At 74.5% G+C, this 18,107-nt stretch carries 20 protein-coding genes and 1 pseudogene; 7 read left to right on the forward strand and 14 right to left on the reverse strand.

Annotated elements, in window-relative coordinates:
* Window positions 1-160: 160 nt before the first annotated feature.
* Window positions 161-1,027 carry an endo alpha-1,4 polygalactosaminidase gene (locus E1258_RS17035; RefSeq protein ID WP_165949803.1) on the forward strand — a complete coding sequence of 289 codons (867 nt, stop codon included), beginning with the start codon at window positions 161-163 and terminating at the stop codon, window positions 1,025-1,027.
* A 33-nt stretch (window positions 1,028-1,060) separates the two neighbouring features.
* Here E1258_RS17035 and mutM read toward each other — a convergent pair whose 3' ends face one another.
* From mutM to E1258_RS17085, 10 genes and pseudogenes are all read right to left on the reverse strand, one after another.
* Entirely contained in the window at window positions 1,061-1,918 is an 858-nt protein-coding gene (gene mutM, locus E1258_RS17040) for a bifunctional DNA-formamidopyrimidine glycosylase/DNA-(apurinic or apyrimidinic site) lyase (protein WP_132402021.1), read from the reverse strand.
* A 128-nt stretch (window positions 1,919-2,046) separates the two neighbouring features.
* Window positions 2,047-2,801, reverse strand: a pseudogene (gene rnc / locus E1258_RS17045) (ribonuclease III); the annotation flags it as partial.
* Window positions 2,802-2,898: 97 nt separating this feature from the next.
* A complete protein-coding gene (locus tag E1258_RS17050; RefSeq protein WP_132402057.1) occupies window positions 2,899-3,912 on the reverse strand; it encodes a phosphate acyltransferase PlsX in 1,014 nt (337 codons plus the stop codon).
* Between the two features lie 114 nt (window positions 3,913-4,026).
* Window positions 4,027-4,200, reverse strand: a complete 174-nt coding sequence (rpmF, locus tag E1258_RS17055) for a 50S ribosomal protein L32 (RefSeq protein WP_036374705.1) — start codon at window positions 4,198-4,200, stop codon at window positions 4,027-4,029.
* A gap of 5 nt (window positions 4,201-4,205) precedes the next feature.
* Window positions 4,206-4,769: a DUF177 domain-containing protein gene (locus tag E1258_RS17060; RefSeq protein WP_132402027.1), complete on the reverse strand. Its 564-nt coding sequence runs from the start codon at window positions 4,767-4,769 to the stop codon at window positions 4,206-4,208.
* A gap of 109 nt (window positions 4,770-4,878) precedes the next feature.
* Window positions 4,879-5,376 carry a hypothetical protein gene (locus E1258_RS17065; RefSeq protein ID WP_007075187.1) on the reverse strand — a complete coding sequence of 166 codons (498 nt, stop codon included), beginning with the start codon at window positions 5,374-5,376 and terminating at the stop codon, window positions 4,879-4,881.
* Between the two features lie 180 nt (window positions 5,377-5,556).
* The gene (gene coaD, locus E1258_RS17070) at window positions 5,557-6,045 is read right to left on the reverse strand and encodes a pantetheine-phosphate adenylyltransferase (protein ID WP_132402030.1); all 489 of its coding nucleotides are present in this window, start codon (window positions 6,043-6,045) and stop codon (window positions 5,557-5,559) included.
* Window positions 6,042-6,605, reverse strand: coding sequence for a 16S rRNA (guanine(966)-N(2))-methyltransferase RsmD (gene rsmD / locus E1258_RS17075; protein WP_132402033.1), 564 nt, complete (start codon window positions 6,603-6,605; stop codon window positions 6,042-6,044). The genes coaD and rsmD overlap by 4 nt, the downstream gene beginning before the upstream one ends.
* A gap of 195 nt (window positions 6,606-6,800) precedes the next feature.
* The gene (gene recG, locus E1258_RS17080) at window positions 6,801-9,008 is read right to left on the reverse strand and encodes an ATP-dependent DNA helicase RecG (RefSeq protein WP_132402036.1); all 2,208 of its coding nucleotides are present in this window, start codon (window positions 9,006-9,008) and stop codon (window positions 6,801-6,803) included.
* Complete coding sequence (locus E1258_RS17085) at window positions 9,005-10,624, reverse strand: DAK2 domain-containing protein (RefSeq protein WP_132402039.1); 1,620 nt, start codon at window positions 10,622-10,624, stop codon at window positions 9,005-9,007. Before E1258_RS17085 ends, recG begins: the two co-directional genes overlap by 4 nt.
* A gap of 222 nt (window positions 10,625-10,846) precedes the next feature.
* Between E1258_RS17085 and rpmB the strand changes: the two genes are divergently transcribed.
* Together rpmB and E1258_RS17095 are read left to right on the forward strand one after the other, a co-directional pair.
* Window positions 10,847-11,038, forward strand: coding sequence for a 50S ribosomal protein L28 (rpmB, locus tag E1258_RS17090; RefSeq protein ID WP_007075181.1), 192 nt, complete (start codon window positions 10,847-10,849; stop codon window positions 11,036-11,038).
* Between the two features lie 232 nt (window positions 11,039-11,270).
* Entirely contained in the window at window positions 11,271-12,518 is a 1,248-nt protein-coding gene (locus E1258_RS17095; RefSeq protein ID WP_243715509.1) for an ATP-grasp domain-containing protein, read from the forward strand.
* A 41-nt stretch (window positions 12,519-12,559) separates the two neighbouring features.
* Here the strand turns inward: E1258_RS17095 and E1258_RS17100 are convergent, their stop codons facing one another.
* Both E1258_RS17100 and E1258_RS17105 read right to left on the reverse strand, forming a co-directional pair.
* Window positions 12,560-13,027: a GNAT family N-acetyltransferase gene (locus E1258_RS17100; protein ID WP_132402042.1), complete on the reverse strand. Its 468-nt coding sequence runs from the start codon at window positions 13,025-13,027 to the stop codon at window positions 12,560-12,562.
* A 28-nt stretch (window positions 13,028-13,055) separates the two neighbouring features.
* Window positions 13,056-13,994 (reverse strand): thiamine-phosphate kinase, encoded by a 939-nt coding sequence (locus E1258_RS17105; RefSeq protein ID WP_132402045.1) that lies wholly within the window; start codon window positions 13,992-13,994, stop codon window positions 13,056-13,058.
* A 173-nt stretch (window positions 13,995-14,167) separates the two neighbouring features.
* On the opposite strand from E1258_RS17105, the gene E1258_RS17110 reads away from it, so the two are divergent.
* The gene (locus tag E1258_RS17110; protein WP_007075177.1) at window positions 14,168-14,401 is read left to right on the forward strand and encodes an Lrp/AsnC ligand binding domain-containing protein; all 234 of its coding nucleotides are present in this window, start codon (window positions 14,168-14,170) and stop codon (window positions 14,399-14,401) included.
* The gene (locus E1258_RS17115; protein WP_207919598.1) at window positions 14,402-15,064 is read left to right on the forward strand and encodes a DUF3515 family protein; all 663 of its coding nucleotides are present in this window, start codon (window positions 14,402-14,404) and stop codon (window positions 15,062-15,064) included.
* Window positions 15,065-15,097: 33 nt separating this feature from the next.
* Here E1258_RS17115 and E1258_RS17120 read toward each other — a convergent pair whose 3' ends face one another.
* Window positions 15,098-16,195 carry a D-alanine--D-alanine ligase family protein gene (locus tag E1258_RS17120; RefSeq protein WP_132402048.1) on the reverse strand — a complete coding sequence of 366 codons (1,098 nt, stop codon included), beginning with the start codon at window positions 16,193-16,195 and terminating at the stop codon, window positions 15,098-15,100.
* Between the two features lie 263 nt (window positions 16,196-16,458).
* Window positions 16,459-16,674: a hypothetical protein gene (locus tag E1258_RS17125; RefSeq protein WP_007075174.1), complete on the reverse strand. Its 216-nt coding sequence runs from the start codon at window positions 16,672-16,674 to the stop codon at window positions 16,459-16,461.
* A gap of 428 nt (window positions 16,675-17,102) precedes the next feature.
* On the opposite strand from E1258_RS17125, the gene E1258_RS17135 reads away from it, so the two are divergent.
* The gene (locus E1258_RS17135; RefSeq protein WP_132402051.1) at window positions 17,103-17,948 is read left to right on the forward strand and encodes a helix-turn-helix transcriptional regulator; all 846 of its coding nucleotides are present in this window, start codon (window positions 17,103-17,105) and stop codon (window positions 17,946-17,948) included.
* Window positions 17,949-17,952: 4 nt separating this feature from the next.
* Window positions 17,953-18,107 (forward strand): DUF397 domain-containing protein (locus E1258_RS17140; protein ID WP_132402054.1); only part of this gene is annotated, 155 nt, incomplete at its 3' end.

Below are 18,107 nucleotides of genomic sequence, written 5' to 3' on the forward strand. Positions count from 1 at the left end.
GTCCCGGGGTCCCGCTCGTTTCACCCGGTGAGGTGCGCCGAGGCGGTGCCCGGGGCGGCGTATCCGCTCTGGGGAGGCCGGGCGGCGGGTCCGCGTCGGGCGTCCGGGCGGCGCACCCGTTTCGGGCGGCCGGGTGCCGCCCGCGACCCGGGAGTTGCCGATGCGGATCCGGCTGCCGTCGCCCGGCGTCGGGCGCGCGCCGGGCGGGCTGCTGCGCTCACTCGTCGCGCTGGCGCTGCTGACGACGGCGTACGGCTGCCGGGCCGAGTTGGCCCGGCCGGACGCGCCGACCCCCTGGCCGGCCGGGGAGGCCCGGCACTGGCGCTGGCAGTGGCAGCTCACCGGCCCGCTCGACACCACGATCGAGGCGGACGTGTTCCTGCTCGACCCTGTGCGTACCACCAGCACCGAGGCCGCCGTGCTGCGCGCCCGGGACCGCCGGCTGGTCTGCCAGGTCGGCGTAGGCGCGTACGCCCGGACGGACCCGGACGCGGACCGGTACCCGGCGGCGGTGCGCGGCGCGGCCGGCCGGCGGCCCGGCACCCGGTGGGTGGACGTGCGGCGGTGGGAGGTGTTGGCGCCGATCCTGGCCGACCGACTCCGGCTGTGCCGGGGCAAGGGCTTCGGCGCGGTCGCCCTCGCCGACGCAGACGGGTACGCCCACCTCTCCGGCTTTTCCCTGGAGTTCGACGACCAGCTGCGGTTCAATCGGCGGGTCGCCGCCCTGGCCCGCTCGCTGGACCTGTCCCCCGGCCTGCTCGGTGACGTGCCGCAGGTGGCCGCGCTCGCGCCGGACTTCGACTTCGCCGTCAACGAGGAGTGCGTCCGGCTGCGCGAATGCGCAGAGCTGCTGCCGTTCGCCGACGCCCGCAAGCCGGTGTTCCACGTCGAGTACGCGGGCGACCCCGACGAGTTCTGCGTGACCACCCTCGGGTACGGCTTCGCCTCCATCCAGAAGCGGCGCGAGCTGGACGCGTGGCGGGACGCCTGCCCGGACGCCCCCGGACCGGGCGGCACCGGCCGCTGAGCGGACGCGCCGGTGCCGCCCGGCCGGCGTTGGTCAGCCCCGCAGGGCAGCCCGGGGCCGGGGCTGGCAGCGGGGACAGCTGTACGAGGAGCGGTTCATGAACGTCTCCCGGCGCAGCGGCGTGCCGCACCGCCGGCACGGCTCGCCCTCCCGTCCGTACGCGTTGAGCGCGCGGTCGAAGTAGCCGCTCTCGCCGTTGACGTTGACGTAGAGGGCGTCGAAGCTGGTGCCGCCCTCCTTGACCGCCTCGCCGAGGACGTCCCGGACGTGGCCTAGCAGCCGCTGCGCGGCCGGCGCGGTGAGCTGGTCGGTGGGCTGGGCACCGTGCAGCTTCGCCCGCCACAGCGCCTCGTCGGCGTAGATGTTGCCGATCCCGGAGACGAGGGTCTGGTCGAGCAGCGCCCGCTTCACCTCCGTACGCCGCCGCAGCAGGGCCGCGACGAATGCGCCGTCGGAGAACTGCGGGTCCATCGGGTCCCGGGCGATGTGCGCGATCTCGGGCGGCAGCTCGGCCCCGCCGGCGGAGACGGCCAGCCCGCCGAACGTGCGCTGGTCCACGAAACGCAGCTCGGGGCCGTCGTCGGCGAACCGGAACCGGACCCGCAGGTGCAGCTCGTCCGCCGCTGTGGCCGGCTGGAGCAACAGTTGGCCGGACATGCCGAGGTGGCCGACGATCGCGTCGCCGCTGCTCAGCGGCAGCCAGAGGTACTTGCCGCGCCGCCGCACGTCGCGCACCGTCCGCCCGGCGAGCACGTCGGCGAAGTGCGCCGGGCCGGCCAGGTGCCGGCGGATCGCCCGGGGATGGCGCACCTCGACGCCAGCGATCCGACGGCCGGTGACCCACTGGGCCAGGCCCTGCCGGACCGTCTCGACCTCGGGAAGCTCAGGCACGACCCGCCTCGCCGGTGTCCGCCCGGCCACTGTCGGCGGCGGCCAGGGCCGCCCCGTTCACCAGGCCACCGCCGTCCACTGGGCCCGGCCCGGCGGGGCCGGGCGTTCCGTCGACAGCGGCCTGCTCCTGCTCGGCCTGCATCTGCTTCGCCCGCGCGGCCCGATCGCGCTCGGCCTGCTCGGTCAGCTCCCGCCAGGCCGACTCGGCGGCCCGCTGCTCGGCCTCCTTCTTGCTGCGCCCCTCCGCACCGCCGTACCGGTTTCCGGCGACCACCACCCAGGCGGTAAACGTCTTGAGGTGGTCCGGCCCGGTGCCCTCGATGCGGTACTCGGGGACGCCCAGCCCGAGGGCGGCGGTCAGCTCCTGGAGGCTGGTCTTCCAGTCCAGCGCGGCGCCCCGCCCGGCCGACTCGGCCATCAGCGGGTCGAACAGCCGGTGGATCACGATCGCGGCGGTGTCCAGGCCGTACTGGAGGTAGATCGCGCCGAGCAGGGCCTCCAGGGTGTCGGCGAGGATACTCGCCTTGTCCCGGCCGCCGGTGCTCTCCTCGCCCTTGCCCAGCAGCAGGTACGCGCCGAGCCCGTCCGGGCCCAGGCCCCGCGCGACGTCGGCGAGCGCCCGCATGTTGACCACGCTCGCCCGCAGTTTGGCGAGCTGGCCCTCGGGCAGGTCGGGATGGTTGTGGAACAGCGCGGTGGTGATCACCACGCCGAGCACCGAGTCGCCGAGGAACTCCAGCCGCTCGTTCGTGGGCAGACCGCCGTTCTCGTACGCGTACGAGCGGTGGGTCAGCGCCCGCTCCAGCAGCTCCGGGTCCAGCGAAACCCCGAACGCGGCCTCCAGGTGACCGATGGGCGCACGCCGCCACTTGTCGATGGTCATGATGCGGTTACCTCTCGGTTCACGACCGGGCGGCCCACGCCGGGCGCGCTCGCCGGTGCCGGCGCGTCGACGCGGCCGGTCGGGACGGGACGGGCGGTCACAGGCTCACCTCGGTGTCGGTGGTGCGTTCGGTGTGGTCACCGGGCTTCGCCGAGGTCTGCGGGGCCACCCCTGCGCCCGGGACGCCGAGCAGCACGGAGACGACGTCGGTGGCCCGCCGACGCCGCAGGTGGGCGGCCAGCGCGATGCCGGAGGCGACGTCCTCGCCTCGGGCGGCGCCGTGGCAGACCACCACCGTGCCGGCCACCCCGAGCAGGGCGGCGGCCCGGGGAGCGCCGCCGCCGGGCGGGGGCCCGCCGGCCATCGCGTAGGCGCCCTCGATCGCCTTGAGCAGCACGTTGCCGGTGAAGCCGTCGGTGACCACCACGTCGGCGCGCAGGCCGGAGGCGATGTCGTAGCCCTCGACGAGGCCGACGTAGCGCGCGGCGCAGGGCAGCGGCGCGGCGGCGAGCACCGGGTCTGCGCTGCGGCGCAGCCGGTCCCCCTTGCCTGCCTCCGTGCCCACCGACAGCAGCCCGACCCGTGGCTCGATCACCGCGTGCGCGACGGCTGCGTAGGCCGCACCGAGCACGGCGTGCCGCACGAGGGTGGCGGGGCCTGGCTCCAGGGAGCCGCCGACGTCGAGCAGCACCACCGGCCCGGCGACCGCCGGCAGGGTCGCCACCAGGGCCGGCCGGCGCACATGCGGCCAGCGGCCGAGGCCGAGGGCCGCCGCGGTGACGGTCGCGCCGGTGGAGCCGGCGGAGACCATCGCGTCGGCGATGCCGTCGCGGACGGCGGCGACGGCGGTGCGTACGGTGCTGTCGGCGCGGGCGGCGACGGGGTGGTCGGCCATGCCGACGGCGGCACGCACCGGCCGGACCGTGACCCGGGCCCGTTGCACCGGGTCGAGGGCACCGATCAGCTCGTCGGCGACCTCGGCGGGGCCGACGAGCAGCAGGTGCAGGTCCGGGTCGGCGCGCATGGCCCGCAGAGCGCCGTCAACCACGACGGCGGGAGCATCGTCCCCGCCGAGGAGGTCAACGGCGATCCGCGCGGTGCCCGGCTCCACCGGGACGCCGGCCGGAACGGGCCGGCCGGCGACGGCGGGAGCCGGGGCACCGGGCGATCGCCAGGATGCGCGCGCCACCCGACCGGGGGTCGGGGGCGTCACTCGGCGTCCAGGTCAGACCTCGAGAACCTGGCGGCCGTTGTACGTGCCACAGACGGAGCACGCGGCGTGCGGCAGCTTCGGGGACTTGCACTGCGGGCAGGCCATGGTCGCCACCACGGCCGCCTTCCAGTTCGCCCGGCGGGACCGGGTGTTGCTGCGCGACATCTTGCGCTTCGGGACGGCCACGGTTCCTACTCCTCTGTACGGTTCAGTTGCGACAGGCCCGCCCAACGCGGGTCGATCTGCTGGTGACTGTGGTCGGCCGGCAGATCGTCCCAGTGCACCCCGCACTCGGGGCACAACCCTGGGCAGTCCTCCCGGCAGAGCGGGTTGGTCGGCAGCGTGAGCACCACCGCGTCCCGCAGCGCCGGCTCCAGGTCGATCAGATCGTCCTGCATCCGGCCCACCTCGTCCTCGTCGGTCGTGGCGTCCGTGGTGCTGTTCTCGTACGCGTACAGCTCCTGGACGGGCACGACCACCGAGTGGTCGATCTCACGCAGGCAACGCCCACACTCGCCCTTGACGGGACCGCTGACGGTCCCGGAGACGAGCACGCCCTCGGACACCGACTCCAACCTCAGATCGAGGTCGAGGTCCGCGCCCTCCGGCACGCCGATCAACTCCACGCCGAGGTCCTTCGGTGCCGGGACGACCCGCCGATGCGTACGCAACGCGCCAGGGCGACGCGGCAGGTCCCTCGTGTCGAGGACCAGCGGCGCCCTGGGGTTGAGTGATGAAGGCGAGTGTTTGGGCATAGTCAGACTCCGGCCGGTGAGAGGCCGACAAAAAAGGTTACCTGGACGACCGCCGGACCGTCGAACCGGGGGCGACGCCCGCCCCGCCTGTCGGCTGCTGAGGTGCCGCTCAGAAGGGTAGCGGGCGATCGGCCTCGTCCCCACCGAAGGTGCCGATCTCACGCAGCGCGTGCATCTTGTCCCGGCCGCGCTCGATCGAGGCGAGGGCCCGCGTGAGGAACTGCTCGAAGTTGGCCAGCGCGGTGTCGACGTAGTCGTCGACCTCCTCACGCAGCCGCTGCGCCTCGGCCCGGGCCTCGGCGATGATCCGGGCACCCTCGTGCTCGGCGGAGACCGTGATCTCGTTCACCGACACCAGGCGGGCGTGTTCCGCCTCACCCTCGCTGATGATCCGATCGGCCTCCCGCTTGCCAGCCTCCATGATCTTGTCCCGTTCCCCCAGCAGGGCCGCCGCCCGACGCAGGTCGGCGGGGAGGTCGGCGCGCAGCTCGTCGAGGGCGGCGATCATCTCGCCCCGGTCGACCATGCAGTTGTTCCGCGACATCGGGACGGAGCGTGCCTGCTCCACCATGGCGATCAGTTCGTCGATGCGATCGAGCGGGTCCACCGGTACCTCACTCCTGTCGTTCGTCGGCCGAGCTACATGATGCGGGCTACGGCCGGGTTCCCGCTCGACCCATCATGTCGCGCCCCGGCCACCGCCCGCCGATCCACCCCACCCGGCGCGTCGTGTCGCGGCCGGTCAGGGGAGCCGGATGCCACCGGCCAGGGGAGCGGAGGCGGCCGGTCAGGCCAGCGGAGGCGGGCCGAGACGGACCTGGAGGGCCTCGCGGACCAGGTCGGGCACGTGGGCGGAGACGTCGCCGCCCCACTTCGCCACGTCCTTCACCAGACTGGAGGAGAGGAAGGAGTAGAGCGGGTTGGTCGGCATGAAAAGCGTCTCGACCCCGGCCAGGCCGACGTTCATCTGGGCCATCTGGAGCTCGTAGTCGAAGTCGCTGACCGCCCGCAGGCCCTTGATCAGGACGCTGGCCCGGTGCGCCCGGCAGAAGTCGACCAGCAGGCCGCGGAAGGACGCGACCCGCACGTTGTCGTACGAGGCGGTCACCTCGCGGAGCATGTCGATCCGTTCCTCGACGGTGAACAGGCCGCTCTTCGACTGGTTCACCAGCACGCCGACGATCACCTCGTCGAAGAGCCGGGCGGCCCGCCCGATGATGTCGAGGTGTCCATTGGTGACCGGGTCGAACGAGCCGGGACACACCGCACGTCTCATGATCGGCGACCGTACCAAAGCGTGGTTTCGCCGTAGCGCCGGCTGCGCTCGGCCGTGACGCCCTCCACCCAGCCGACCGGGCCGGTCCGGCTGGAGCGTTCGACCACCACGAGGGCGTCCGTCGCCAGCCAGCCGCAGTCGACCAGCGCGGCCAGCATCGCGGTGACGTCGGCATCGGGTACGGCGTACGGCGGGTCGGCGAAGACCACGTCGTACGGCCCGCCGTCCGGGCCGGCCGCCAGCACCGTGGCGACCTTCCCGGTGACCAGCCGGGCGGCCGGGGCGGCCCGCAGCGCGGCGATGTTCTCCCGCACCACCCGCGCGGCGCGCGGGTCGGACTCGACCAGCAGCACGTGCGCCGCCCCCCGCGACAGCGCCTCCAGGCCGACGGCGCCCGAACCGGCGTACAGGTCGGCGAAGCGCGCCCCGGCCAGGTCGACGTCGGCCTGCACCGCGCTGAACAGCGCCTCCCGGACCCGGTCGGAGGTGGGTCGGGTGCCGGCGCCGGGCGGCGCGGCGAGGCGCCGACCGCCGAGCGTCCCGGCCACGATCCGGGTCACCGCCTGCTCCTGCTCATGCCCCCGACGCTACGCGACGCCGGGGCCGGCACCCGGGCGGGCGGCACCGGCATCGCGTGGCGTCGAAGTCCTCACATGATCACCTTCCGTGCATCAACAATTTCAAATCGATAACATCACTCTTAGGGGTACCTCATCGCGCCGGCCCGGAGGCCGCTCCTTGCGCGCCGTAGCGGGTCAGCCCTTCTCCAGGTACTCCGCGCGCTCGGAGTCGACCAGGGCGGCCACCGAGGCGGCCAACGCCGGATACCGCTCCAGCTCCGGGTCCTCGTCGACCAGCGCGATCGCCTCGGCGCGGGCGTCGCGAATCAGGTCGGTGTCGCGCAGCAGCGACAGCAGCCGCAGGTGCGAGCGCCGGCCGGACTGGGTCGCCCCGAGCACGTCGCCCTCACGGCGCTGCTCCAGATCCAGCTCGGCGAGCTTGAAGCCGTCCGTGGTGGAGGCCACCGCGTCGAGGCGTTCCCGGGCCGACGAGCCCTCGGCCGCCTCGGTGACCAGCAGGCAGAGCCCGGCCGCCGAGCCCCGGCCGACCCGGCCGCGTAGCTGGTGCAGCTGGGAGACCCCGAACCGGTCGGCGTCCAGCACGATCATCACGGTGGCGTTGGGCACGTTGACGCCTACCTCGACGACCGTCGTGGCGACCAGCACGTCCAGCTCGCCGTCGGCGAACGCGCGCATCACCGCGTCCTTCTCGTCGGCGGGCAGCCGCCCGTGCAGGATCCCGATCCGCAGCCCGTGCAGCGGCCCCTCGGCGAGCAGCGGGGCGACCTCGGTCACCGCGAGCGGGGGTCGCCGGCCGTTGTCGTCCTCCCGGGGCGGCTCCTCCTCCGACCCGGACCCCGGGTCCCCGATCCGGGGGCACACCACGTACGCCTGGTGGCCGGCGGCGACCTCCTCGCGCAGCCGACGCCAGGCCCGGTCGAGGAACGCCGGCTTCTCGGCGGCCGGCACCACGTGCGAGGCGATCGGCGAGCGGCCCTGCGGCAACTGGGACAGGGTGGAGACCTCCAGGTCGCCGTACACGGTCATCGCCACCGTGCGGGGGATCGGCGTCGCGGTCATCACCAGCACGTGCGGCGGCTGGTCCGCCTTGGAGCGCAGCGCGTCGCGCTGCTCTACGCCGAACCGGTGCTGCTCGTCGACCACGACGAGCCCCAGGTCGGCGAAATCGACCCCCTCGTAGAGCAGGGCGTGGGTGCCGAGCACGATCCCGGCCCGGCCGGCGGCGACCTCGGCGAGGGCCCGGCGGCGGGCCGCCGCGCCCAACGAGCCGGTGACCAACTCCACCGAGGTGGCCCCGTCGGCGGCGCCCAGCTCCCCGCCCCGGGCGAGCGGGCCGAGCAGATCGAGGATGCCCCGGTGGTGCTGGGCGGCGAGCACCTCAGTCGGGGCGAGCAGCGCCGCCTGCCCCCCGGCGTCGACCACCTGGAGCATCGCCCGCAGCGCCACCACCGTCTTGCCGGAGCCGACCTCGCCCTGCAACAGCCGGTGCATCGGATGGGCGGTGGCCAGGTCCGCGGCGATCTCCGCGCCGACGGCCCGCTGGCCGCCGGTCAGCTCGTACGGCAGCCGGGCGTCGAACGCGTCGAGCAGAGCGCCGGCGCGCGGCGGCCGGGACCGCGCCGGCCAGGCCGCCGCCCGGTGCTTGCGCTGCACGAGGGTGAGCTGCACGGCGAACGCCTCGTCCCACTTGAGCCGGCGGCGGGCCCGGTACAGGGCCTCCTTGCTGGACGGGCGGTGGATCTCGCGCAGGGCCGTGCCGATGCCGATCAGGTTGCGGGTGGCCCGGACCGTGGCGGGCTGCGGGTCCTCCGGCGGGGTGAAGGTGTCCAGCACCACCCGCACGCAGCGGGCGATCACCCAGGTCGGCACGGCCGCGGCGGCCGGGTAGACCGGGATCAGCGCGCCGGCGAACTCCTCGACCTCCTCGTTGGCGGCGGCCTCGCCGTCGCCGCCCTCACCAAGCAGCACGTATTCCGGGCCGTTGAGCTGGCGCTTGCCCCGGAACTCGGTGACCTTGCCGGCGAACAGGCCCCACCGGCCGGGGCGCAGCTCCCGCTCCCGCCACGCCTGGTTGCCAAAGAAGGTGCAGGTGAGCGTCCCGCCGGAGTCGTCGCCGACGGTGACCTCCAGCAGCTTGCCCCGGCGCTGGCGCATCGGCCGCACGTCGGTGCGCCGCACCTGCGCCAGGACGGTGACCTGCTCGCCGACGTCGAGCGAGCGGATGTCGGTGTGCTCGCCGCGCTCGTCGTACCGGCGGGGGAAGTGGTAGATCAGGTCACCCGCCGTGTGCAGGTCGAGGTGGGCGGCCAGGGCCTTGGCCGTCTTCTCCCCGACCAGCTTCTTCAGCGGCGTGTCGACCGTGGCCGGCTCGGACGTCGTCATTCGACCCCTACCAGGAGCGGATAGTGCGGCTGGCCGCCCGGGTACGCCTGCACCTCCACGAACGGCCAGCGCCGGGCGACGTGCTCGGCGACGGCGTCGGCCAGCCCGTCGGGGGCGTCCGCGCCGGAGAGCAGGGTGACCAGTTCGCCGCCGCCGCCGAGCATCCGGTCGACCACGGCGGCGCAGGTGTCGGCGAGGTCGACGCCGATCAGGTGCACCTCGCCCTCGACGAGGGCGAGCACGTCGCCGGGGCGGCACGGGCCGGCGACGGTGAGCGCCTCGCGGCTGGCCCAGCAGACCTCGGCGTACCGGCAGGCGCCCGCCGCCTCGGCCATCGCGATCACGTCGTCGGCGAAGAGGCGCTGCGGGTCGCGCACGGCGAGCGCGGCCAGCGCCTGCACCGGCGACCGGGTCGGCACGACGCTGACCCTCACCCCCAGCGCGTGCGCCTCCCGCGCGGCGGCGTTGGCGACGGCCTGGGTGTTCGGGTCGTTGGGCAGCACCACCACACGGGCCGCCGACGTGGCCCGGATCGCGTCGAGCAGCTCACCGGTGGATGGGTTGCCGGGCACCACCGTCGCCCCCTCTCCCGCGAACAGCTCGGCGATGCCCGCGCCGGAGGCGACCACCACGGCCGCCCGGCTGTCGCGCCGGCCAGCCGGCTCGGCCCGCTGGTCGGCGAAGCGGGTCACCGAGATCCGGTACGGCCGGCCGGCCTCCACCCCCGCCTCGACGGCCGCGCCGACGTCGTTGACGTGCACGTGCACGTTCCAGGTGTCCGACGCCCCGTCGGTGGCTCCGTCACCGACCACCACCAGCGAGTCGCCGAGACCGGCCAGGGTCTGCCGCATCCGGGCCACCGCGTCCGCGTCGGCGTCGAGCAGGAACTGCACCTCGTAGGCGTACTCCTCGGAGCCGGTCTCACGGACCGCCGTGGCCGGCGGCGGGCGGACCGGGCGCGGCGCGGGGGGCAGCCGGCGCGGGCTCTCCCCGGTGACCACCTCGACCAGCGCGTCGAGCAGCAGGCAGAGCCCCCGGCCGCCGGCGTCGACCACGCCGGCGCGGGCAAGCGCCGGCAGCTGCTCCGGTGTGCGGGCCAGCGCCTCGGCCGCCGCGCCGGCCGCCTCCCGGGCGACGGTGCGCAGGTCGTCGCTGTCGGCCGAGCCGGCCGCGCGGGCCGCCGCCGCGACCACGCTGAGCACGGTGCCCTCGACGGGCCGGGCGACGGCGGCGTATGCGGCGGCGGCGGCGTCGCCCAGCGCGGCGGCGAGCTGCCGGCCCCGCACCACCGGGACGGCGGCCAGGGTGTCGGCGAGAGCGCGCAGGATCTGCGACAGGATCACGCCGGAGTTGCCCCGGGCGCCCAGCAGCGCGCCGCGCGCCATCAGCCGCAGCGCGTGCCCGTGCGGGGTGGGCCCGACGTCGGGCAGGGTGTCCAGGTCCATCGCGAGGGCCTGCTGGGCCGAGGTGAGGGTGAGCACCAGGTTGGTGCCGGTGTCGCCGTCGGGGACCGGGTAGACGTTGAGGTCGTCGATCTCGCCCTGGTGCCGGCGCAGCGCGGCCAGCCCGCCCGCGCACCAGCGGCGCACCGCGGCGGCGTCGAGGGTGTCCAGCACGTCGGAAAGCCTACTGGCGCGCACCGACACCCGCCCGGGCCGACGGTACGGTGTCGCCGACGTGGCGTCGGCGGGAGCCGGGAACGCCGCCGTCGCGCCGGCCGGGCGCGGCGTCGCCAGGGGCCCGGTTGGGCGGCGGCGGAACCATCGGGTAACCTGGCCAGGTTGCCCGGGCTGCGCCTGGCGGCGACCTCATGAACGTATCAATCCCAGGAGTATCCCGTGGCTAGCGTGTGCGACGTCTGTGGCAAGGGGCCGGGCTTCGGCCACAACGTGTCCCACTCGCACCGGCGGACCAACCGCCGCTGGAACCCGAACATCCAGTCGGTGCGCACCCCGGCCGGTGGCGGCACCACCAAGAAGTTGAAGGTCTGCACCTCCTGCATCAAGGCCGGCAAGGTCACCCGCGCCTGACGCGGTAGCGCCGACCCCAGATCGCCGTCGACTAGCCGGCGGGCCCCGAGGGCCCGCCGGCTAGTCGTGTCGGCCGGACGCGGGACCCTCGGGTTGCCGACCCGGCCAAGCGGTCGCCGGCCACCGTCCGACCGGCCGATCAACACCGGACGCCTGTCCGGTTAGGGTCGCTGCGCGCCGGTCGACCGGACCAGCCCGGTTCGACGCCGCAAGCGCAGCGGAGGATCGACCGTTGGACCTGGGCCGTGCCGAGATGATCGTCATCGGGGCCTCGCTGGGCACCCTGCGCTGGTTTGACGAAAAGCTGCCGGCGGGCAGCGTGGTCGTCGTGGAGGAACCCGAGGTGATCAGCCGACGCGGCATCGACCGGCTGGTCGGGCGCCTGTCCGTCCTGTTCCGGGTCGTGCCAACCGAGTACCAGACGGGCTTCGACGCGGACGCGCTGCTGGCCCGGGAGCCCGATCTGGCCAGGGCCCGTTTGGTCATGCCGGGCCTGGAGTACGCCGTCGGCGCCGCCGCCCGCCTCGCCGCCCGCCTCGGCCTGCCCGGTGCCGGGGCACGGGCCGCCGACATCTTCTCCGACAAGCACCGGATGCGACTGCTCGCCGCCGCCGCCGGGCTGGCGAACCCGGCGTACGAGCTGGTGGGCACGCCGGAGGAGGCGATGGCGTTCGCGCGCCGGCACGACGGACGCTGCGTGCTCAAGCCCACCCGGCGCTCGGGCAGCCTCGGAGTGCGGCTGGTCGCCGACCCGGCCGAGATCCCGGCCGTCTGGGCAGCCACCGCGTCCCCCGAGGCTCCGCCGGAGGCCACCGAGGGGCTGCCCACACAGGTGCTCGCCGAGCAGGTCCTCGCCGGCCGGGAGCACAGTGTCGAACTGCTCGTCGCCGACGGCGAGGTGATCTTCGGCAACGTCACCGACAAGCGGGTGCTCGCCGGCCCCCTGCCGGTCGAGACCGGGCACACCGTCCCCTCGGCGCTGCCCGAGGTGGCCCGCCGTGACCTGCTCGACGCGGCGGAGCGGCTGTGCGCCGCCGCCGGGTTCCGCACGGGGGTGCTGCACAGCGAGTGGATCGTCGGCGGCGGCGTGCCGCACCTGGTGGAGTGCGCCGCCCGGCTGCCCGGAGACATGATCACCGCGCTGATCTCGATCGGGTACGAGTACGGCTTCATCGACGCGTACCTGCGGGTGCTGCGCGGCGAGCGGCCGGCGCTGCCGACCCGGCCGATCGGGGCGGCGGCGGTGGAGTTCCTGCTCGCCGCGCCGGGCACCGTAACCGGCATCGAGGGGCTGCGGCCGGCCCGCCGGGTGCCCGGGGTGCTGGAGGTGCGGCTCGACACCGCCATCGGCGGGACCGTCGCGGAGGTCACGTCGTCCGACCGGCGCAGCGGACACGTACTGGCCTGGGGTGCCGACCCGGCCGAGGCCGAACGGGCCGCCCGCGCCGCCGCCGCCGAGATCCGCGTCACCGTCGCCTGACCCGGCCGCCGGCCGGGCACCTCGCCGGGCGGCCGGGCACCTCAGAGGGTGCGGCCGAAGGAGAGGCAGCCCGGGTGGTCCCGGTAGAAGCCGAAGTTCGGGATGCGCTCGTAGCCGGCCGCCGAGTACAGGGCGATCGCCTCGGGCTGCTTGTCGCCGCACTCCAGGACGAGCCGCTTACGGCCGTGCTCGCGGGCGGAACGCTCGACGGCGGCGAGCACGGCCCGCGCCACGCCCCGCCCCCGCGCCGCCGGGCTGGTGTACATGCGCTTCAGCTCGGCAACGTCCCCGGCGTCGCCGTGGCTGCGCCAGCCGCCGCACCCGACGGGCTCCCCCGCCAGGTAGGCGACCAGGAACGCGCCGTGCGGCGGCACGAACTCGGCGGCGTCGACGGGGGTCTCGTCGCCGCCGCCCCCGTACCGCTGGCCCAGGTCCGTCAGGGCGGCCCGAATGAGCCGCTTCCCCTCCGGCGAGTCGAAGCGAGCCGCGCGAATCTCGATCTCACTCACGGGTGAAGGGTACGTCCCGGCCGGTCCCCTACCGGAAGTGGTCCCAGCCGGCCGGGCCGTCGTACGCCGCGCCGTCGACGGTCACGCCGGCACCCTCCGTCACCCGGCCGACGACCCGCCACGGGTCGGGCAGCGCCACCGCCGGGGGGAACGTGGCAGCCAGCGCGTGGTCGTCGCCACCGCCGAGGATCCACGAGTACGGGTCGACCCCCAGCGCCTGGGCGGCGTCGCGCATCTGCCGGGGCACCTCGAAGGCGTCCCGCCGCACGTCGATGCCGACCCCGCTGGCGCGGGCCACGTGCCCGAGGTCGGCAAGCAGCCCGTCCGAGACGTCGATCATGGCGGTGGCCCCGAGCCGGGCGGCGTGCGGCCCGGCCGCGTACGGCACCTCGGGCCGCCGGTACGCCTCGACCAGCAGCTTCGGCGTGCGGAAGCCCCGGGACAGCACGGTGTAGCCGGCGGCGGCGTACCCGCTTCGGCCGGCGAGGGCCACGACGTGCCCCGCACGAGCGCCCGAGCGGACCACCGGGGCCCGGCCGCCCAGGTCGCCCAGGGCGGTGACGGCGATCGTCAGCGTCGGGCTGGCCGACATGTCCCCGCCGATCACGCTCGCGCCCACAATGGCGGCCTCGGCCGCGAGCCCGTCGGCCAGTTCCTCCACCCAGGCCGGGTCCAGGTCCGGTGGCATGCACAGGGCCACCAGCAGAGCGGTCGGGCTGGCCCCCATCGCGGCGATGTCGGCGAGGTTGGCCGCCGCCGCCCGGTGCCCGACGTCGCGGGCGGCGGACCAGTCCCGCCGGAAGTGCCGCCCCTCGACGAGGACGTCGGTGGAGGCGACCACCCGGCCGTCCGGCGCGGCCAGCACCGCCCCGTCGTCGCCCGGCCCGAGCAGGCAGGCCGCCTGCTGGGGCAGCCGGGCGGTGACCCGGTCGATCAACCCGAACTCGCCGATTCTGGCCACGCTCATGCCCGCTCCCCGTCGTGCCCGTGCCCGCCGTGGGCGCGGGATCGTCCCGCGCCCCGCCCGCCGTCGCGCTCGCTCACTGCTTCTCCTTGACCACCGATCGGGATCAGACCTGGTCCGTAAGGTAGTTTCACCCTTCGGGCCGCCCAGCGGCGGTGACGGACGGAGGTCGAGTCGTGGTACAGGCGTACATCCTCATCCAGACCGAGGTGGGCCGGGCGCGTGACGTGGCCGGCCTGATCGGGGACCTTGCCGGCGTGGTACGGGTCGACGCCGTCACCGGGCCGTACGACGTGGTCGTGCTCACCGAGGCGAACACGGTCGACGAACTCGGCAAGCTCATCGTCAGCAAGGTGCAGATGGTGCCCGGCATCACCCGCACCCTCACGTGTTCGGTGGTGCGCCTGTAAGTGGACGAGATCGCTACCTCCTCCGACGAGGTCGGCAAGACCGTGCAGAGCGGCGGTGCCGGCGACCGGGCCGGCGCGGAGTCCGGGGGCACGCCACCGCGGGACCGGACCGACCGCAGCGCGGCCCTGCTGGCCACGCTGATCGCGGTGCCGGTCACCGTGGCCGTGGCCGGGTTCACCTTCGCCAAGCTGACCCCGGACGCCCCGGCAGCCGAGCCGGGCCCGGCGGCGACGAGCGCCGGGCCGCAGTCCACCGCGCCGGTCGAGATGGCCGCCCCCCCGCTGGCCGAGCGGCCGGCGACGGTGTGCCGCGCCCTGACCTCCCAGCTCCCGCCGGCCGTGCGCGACCTGCGCCAGCGCCCGGTCACCGCCGGCCCCGAGCAGAACGCCGCGTACGGCGATCCGGCGCTCACCATCGGCTGCGGCGGTGCCGAGCCGGACCCGGGCGACACCGACGACGTCTGGTTGGTCAACAAGGTCTGCTGGTACGCGGTCGAGGGGCCGGACGCGACCGTGCTCACCACCCTGGACCGGGAGACCGCCGTGCGGGTGACCGTGCCCCACGCGTACGGGTCGGCCCTACAGTGGGTGAGCCCCATCTCCGACGTGGTGATCGCCTCGGTGCCCTCCGGTGGCGCGGCCCCCGCCGGCTGCGCGGGCTGACCGACCCACGGGGCCGGGGCCGGCTGCGCGCGCTCAGTGCAGGCCGACGCCGCGCCGCTGGGCGGTGCGGATCAGTCGGTTGACCAGCTTCGGGTACTCCAGCCCGGAGGCGGCCCACATGAGCGGGAACATCGACGTCGGGGTGAAGCCCGGCATCGTGTTGATCTCGTTGAGGTAGACGTCCAGGTCCGGGGTGACGAAGAAGTCGACCCGGGCCAGCCCGGCGCAGTCCAGGGCGGCGAACGCCCGGACGGCGTACTCCTGGACCTGCCGGGTGACGTGCTCGGGCAGGGTGGCCGGCAGGTCGTACTCGGGCTCGGAGAGGTACTTCGCCTCGAAGTCGTACCAGTCGTGGTCACCGCCGGCGCGCACCTCGACCAGGACGGACGCCTCGGCGCCGCCCCCGGCCTCGCCCTCCAGCACCCCGCACTCGATCTCCCGGCCGACGATCGCGGCCTCGACCAGCACCTTCGGGTCGATCTCGCGGGCGGCGGCGACGGCTGCCTCCAGGTCGGCCCAGTCGTCGACCTTCGTGATGCCGAACGACGAGCCGGCCCGGGACGGCTTGACGAAGACCGGCAGCCCGAGCCGCCGCTTGTCCTCCTCGGACAGGGTGACCCCGTTGCGCAGCACCGCGTACGGGCCGACGGGGATGCCCTCGACGGCGCAGAGCTTCTTGGTGAACTCCTTGTCCATCGCGGCGGCGGAGGCGAAGACGTTCGCCCCGACGTACGGGATGCCGGCCATCTCCAGCATGCCCTGGATTGTGCCGTCCTCACCGTACGCGCCGTGCAGCACGGGAAACACGACGTCGACGTCTGCGATCGCCCGGGGCCCCTCGGCCGGGTCGAGCACCATCAGCCCGTTGCCGGTGGGGTCCGCCCGCAGCACGAGGTCGGCGCCGGCGTCGGCGGTGATCTCCGGCAGCCGCCGGGCGCTGATCGCCAACTGGGCCGGATCGGCGCTGGTCAGCACCCACTTCCCGGCGCGGGTGATGCCCACGGGGACCACCTCGAACTCGTCCGGGTCGAGCGCGCCGAGCACGCTGCCGGCGCTGACGCAGGAGATGCCGTGCTCGGGACTACGGCCGCCGAAGACGAGGGCCACACGGGTCTTGCCTGGGGTGGTCACTCGGTCACCCTTTCGTTCGCGACTGCGAGACTTTTGGTGCTCGCCGGTGGCGCTCACCCGGATGACCTTACTGTGCGTGGCCGGACAACGGAGTCGATACCCAGGGCGAAGCGGCAGCACTGCGCAACCGGTCAACAGTGCATATACTCTGCGTAATCGGATCACGGCGGACAACGCGCCGCCGGCCGACGCGGGCCCCCTTCCGGGGCGGGCCGGCGGAGGCGCCACGGCGGCTGACCGACGCCGGAGGCCGCGGGCGGCGTTCAGAGGCCGTAGCGACGGCCGACGGCGATCACCTTCACCCGCTGCCGCCCCGCCCGCACCATGCCCAGCGCCATGAACGCGCCGGCGATCCGGTCCGCCGCCTCCCGGCTGCTCGCCCCGACCACCTGCCGCCGCCGCTCGGGGGCCTGCCGCTCGTTCCGGCTGACGCCGTCCACCGGACGGACGTCGGTGAGCACCACCAGGAACCGGGTCACCGCCGCCCTCCCGCCGCGCCTCGCGCCGGCCGGCCGGGCGAACCCTCCGGCTCCGCCGTGGTCGCTGTCAGCCCGCCGAAGCGGTCCCGGCAGACGTACGCCAGGTGGGCGTGGATCCACGCGTCGTCGTTGTCGCGTAGCACGGGGTGTGCACACCAGCGACACCGCGACACCCGGGGCCAGCAGGCAGTCGCCGTCATGCGAGTCCCTTCCGGTGCGTCGCGGGTGGCGGCACGCGGCGATCGGGTACGGGGGAGAAAACCCGATCGCCACGCGCCCCATCCCCTCCGGTCACTCACCACCACCGTCGCCACGACAACTGGTGGTGAGGAACTGGTCACAGGTTGGCATGTGGACGGGCGTGAATGCAACTCTCATCGCCGTTCTCTCATGTACACCTTCCCGGAGATGTATGCCACCATCGACGCATGGCACCGAAGACGGCCCGGGCCCGACGGCTCGGCATCGCGCTGCGTACGCACCGGGAGGCGGCCGGCCTCACCCTCGAGGCCGCCGCTGACGAGATCAACAGCACCCGGAGCACCCTGTCCCGGTACGAGAACGCCCAGACGCTGATCAGCCCGGCCACGGTGCGCGCGCTGCTCACCCTGTACGGGGTGAGCGTCGACGAGATCGCCGCCGCCGTCCAGCTCGCCAAGGACGCCCGCAAGCCCGGCTGGTGGGTGTCCTACTCGTACCTGCTGGACCGGCGGACCATCGACTTCATCGCGCTCGAGGCCGAGGCGACCGGCATCGCCAACTTCGAGCCGTCGGTGGTGCCCGGCCTGCTACAGACCGCGGACTACATCCGGGGGGTGATGCGGGGCGGCCCGCACACCCTCAGCGACGAGCAGGTCGAGCAGCGGGTCCACCTGCGACTCGACCGGCAGCAGCGGCTCACCGGCGACGCGCCGCCGATCTTCGACGCGATCATCGACGAGGGCGCGCTGTTGCGCCCCGTGGGTGGTCAGGCCGTGATGGAGGCGCAGCTGCACCAACTGCTCAAGATGGCCGAGCTGCCCAACATCACGGTCCAGGTGATCCCCCTGGCGGCCGGCTACCACCGGGGCACCCGGGGGTCGCTGCACATCCTGGAGTTCGCCGACCCGGAGGACCCGATCATCGCTTCGGTAGAGACGGTCGCCGGGCAGATGGTCCTCGACCGGCCCGGCGACCTGCGTACCTGCACCAAGATCATGGAGCACCTGCGGACGGTCGCACTCAGCCCCGCGGCCACCCGGGACCAGCTCCTCCGACTCCTGAAGGGACGGTAGGACCATGACCCCGACGACGAGAGCGGCCCTGGCCGCGGCGCGATGGCGCAAGAGCAGCCGCAGCGGTGACGAGGGCGCCTGCGTGGAGATGGCGGTCGTACCCGGTGCGGTGGCGGTCCGAGACTCGAAGGACCCGGACGGCCCGGCGCTGCTCTTCCC

This window comes from Micromonospora sp. KC207 (assembly GCF_004348615.1).
Taxonomy (GTDB): domain Bacteria; phylum Actinomycetota; class Actinomycetes; order Mycobacteriales; family Micromonosporaceae; genus Micromonospora.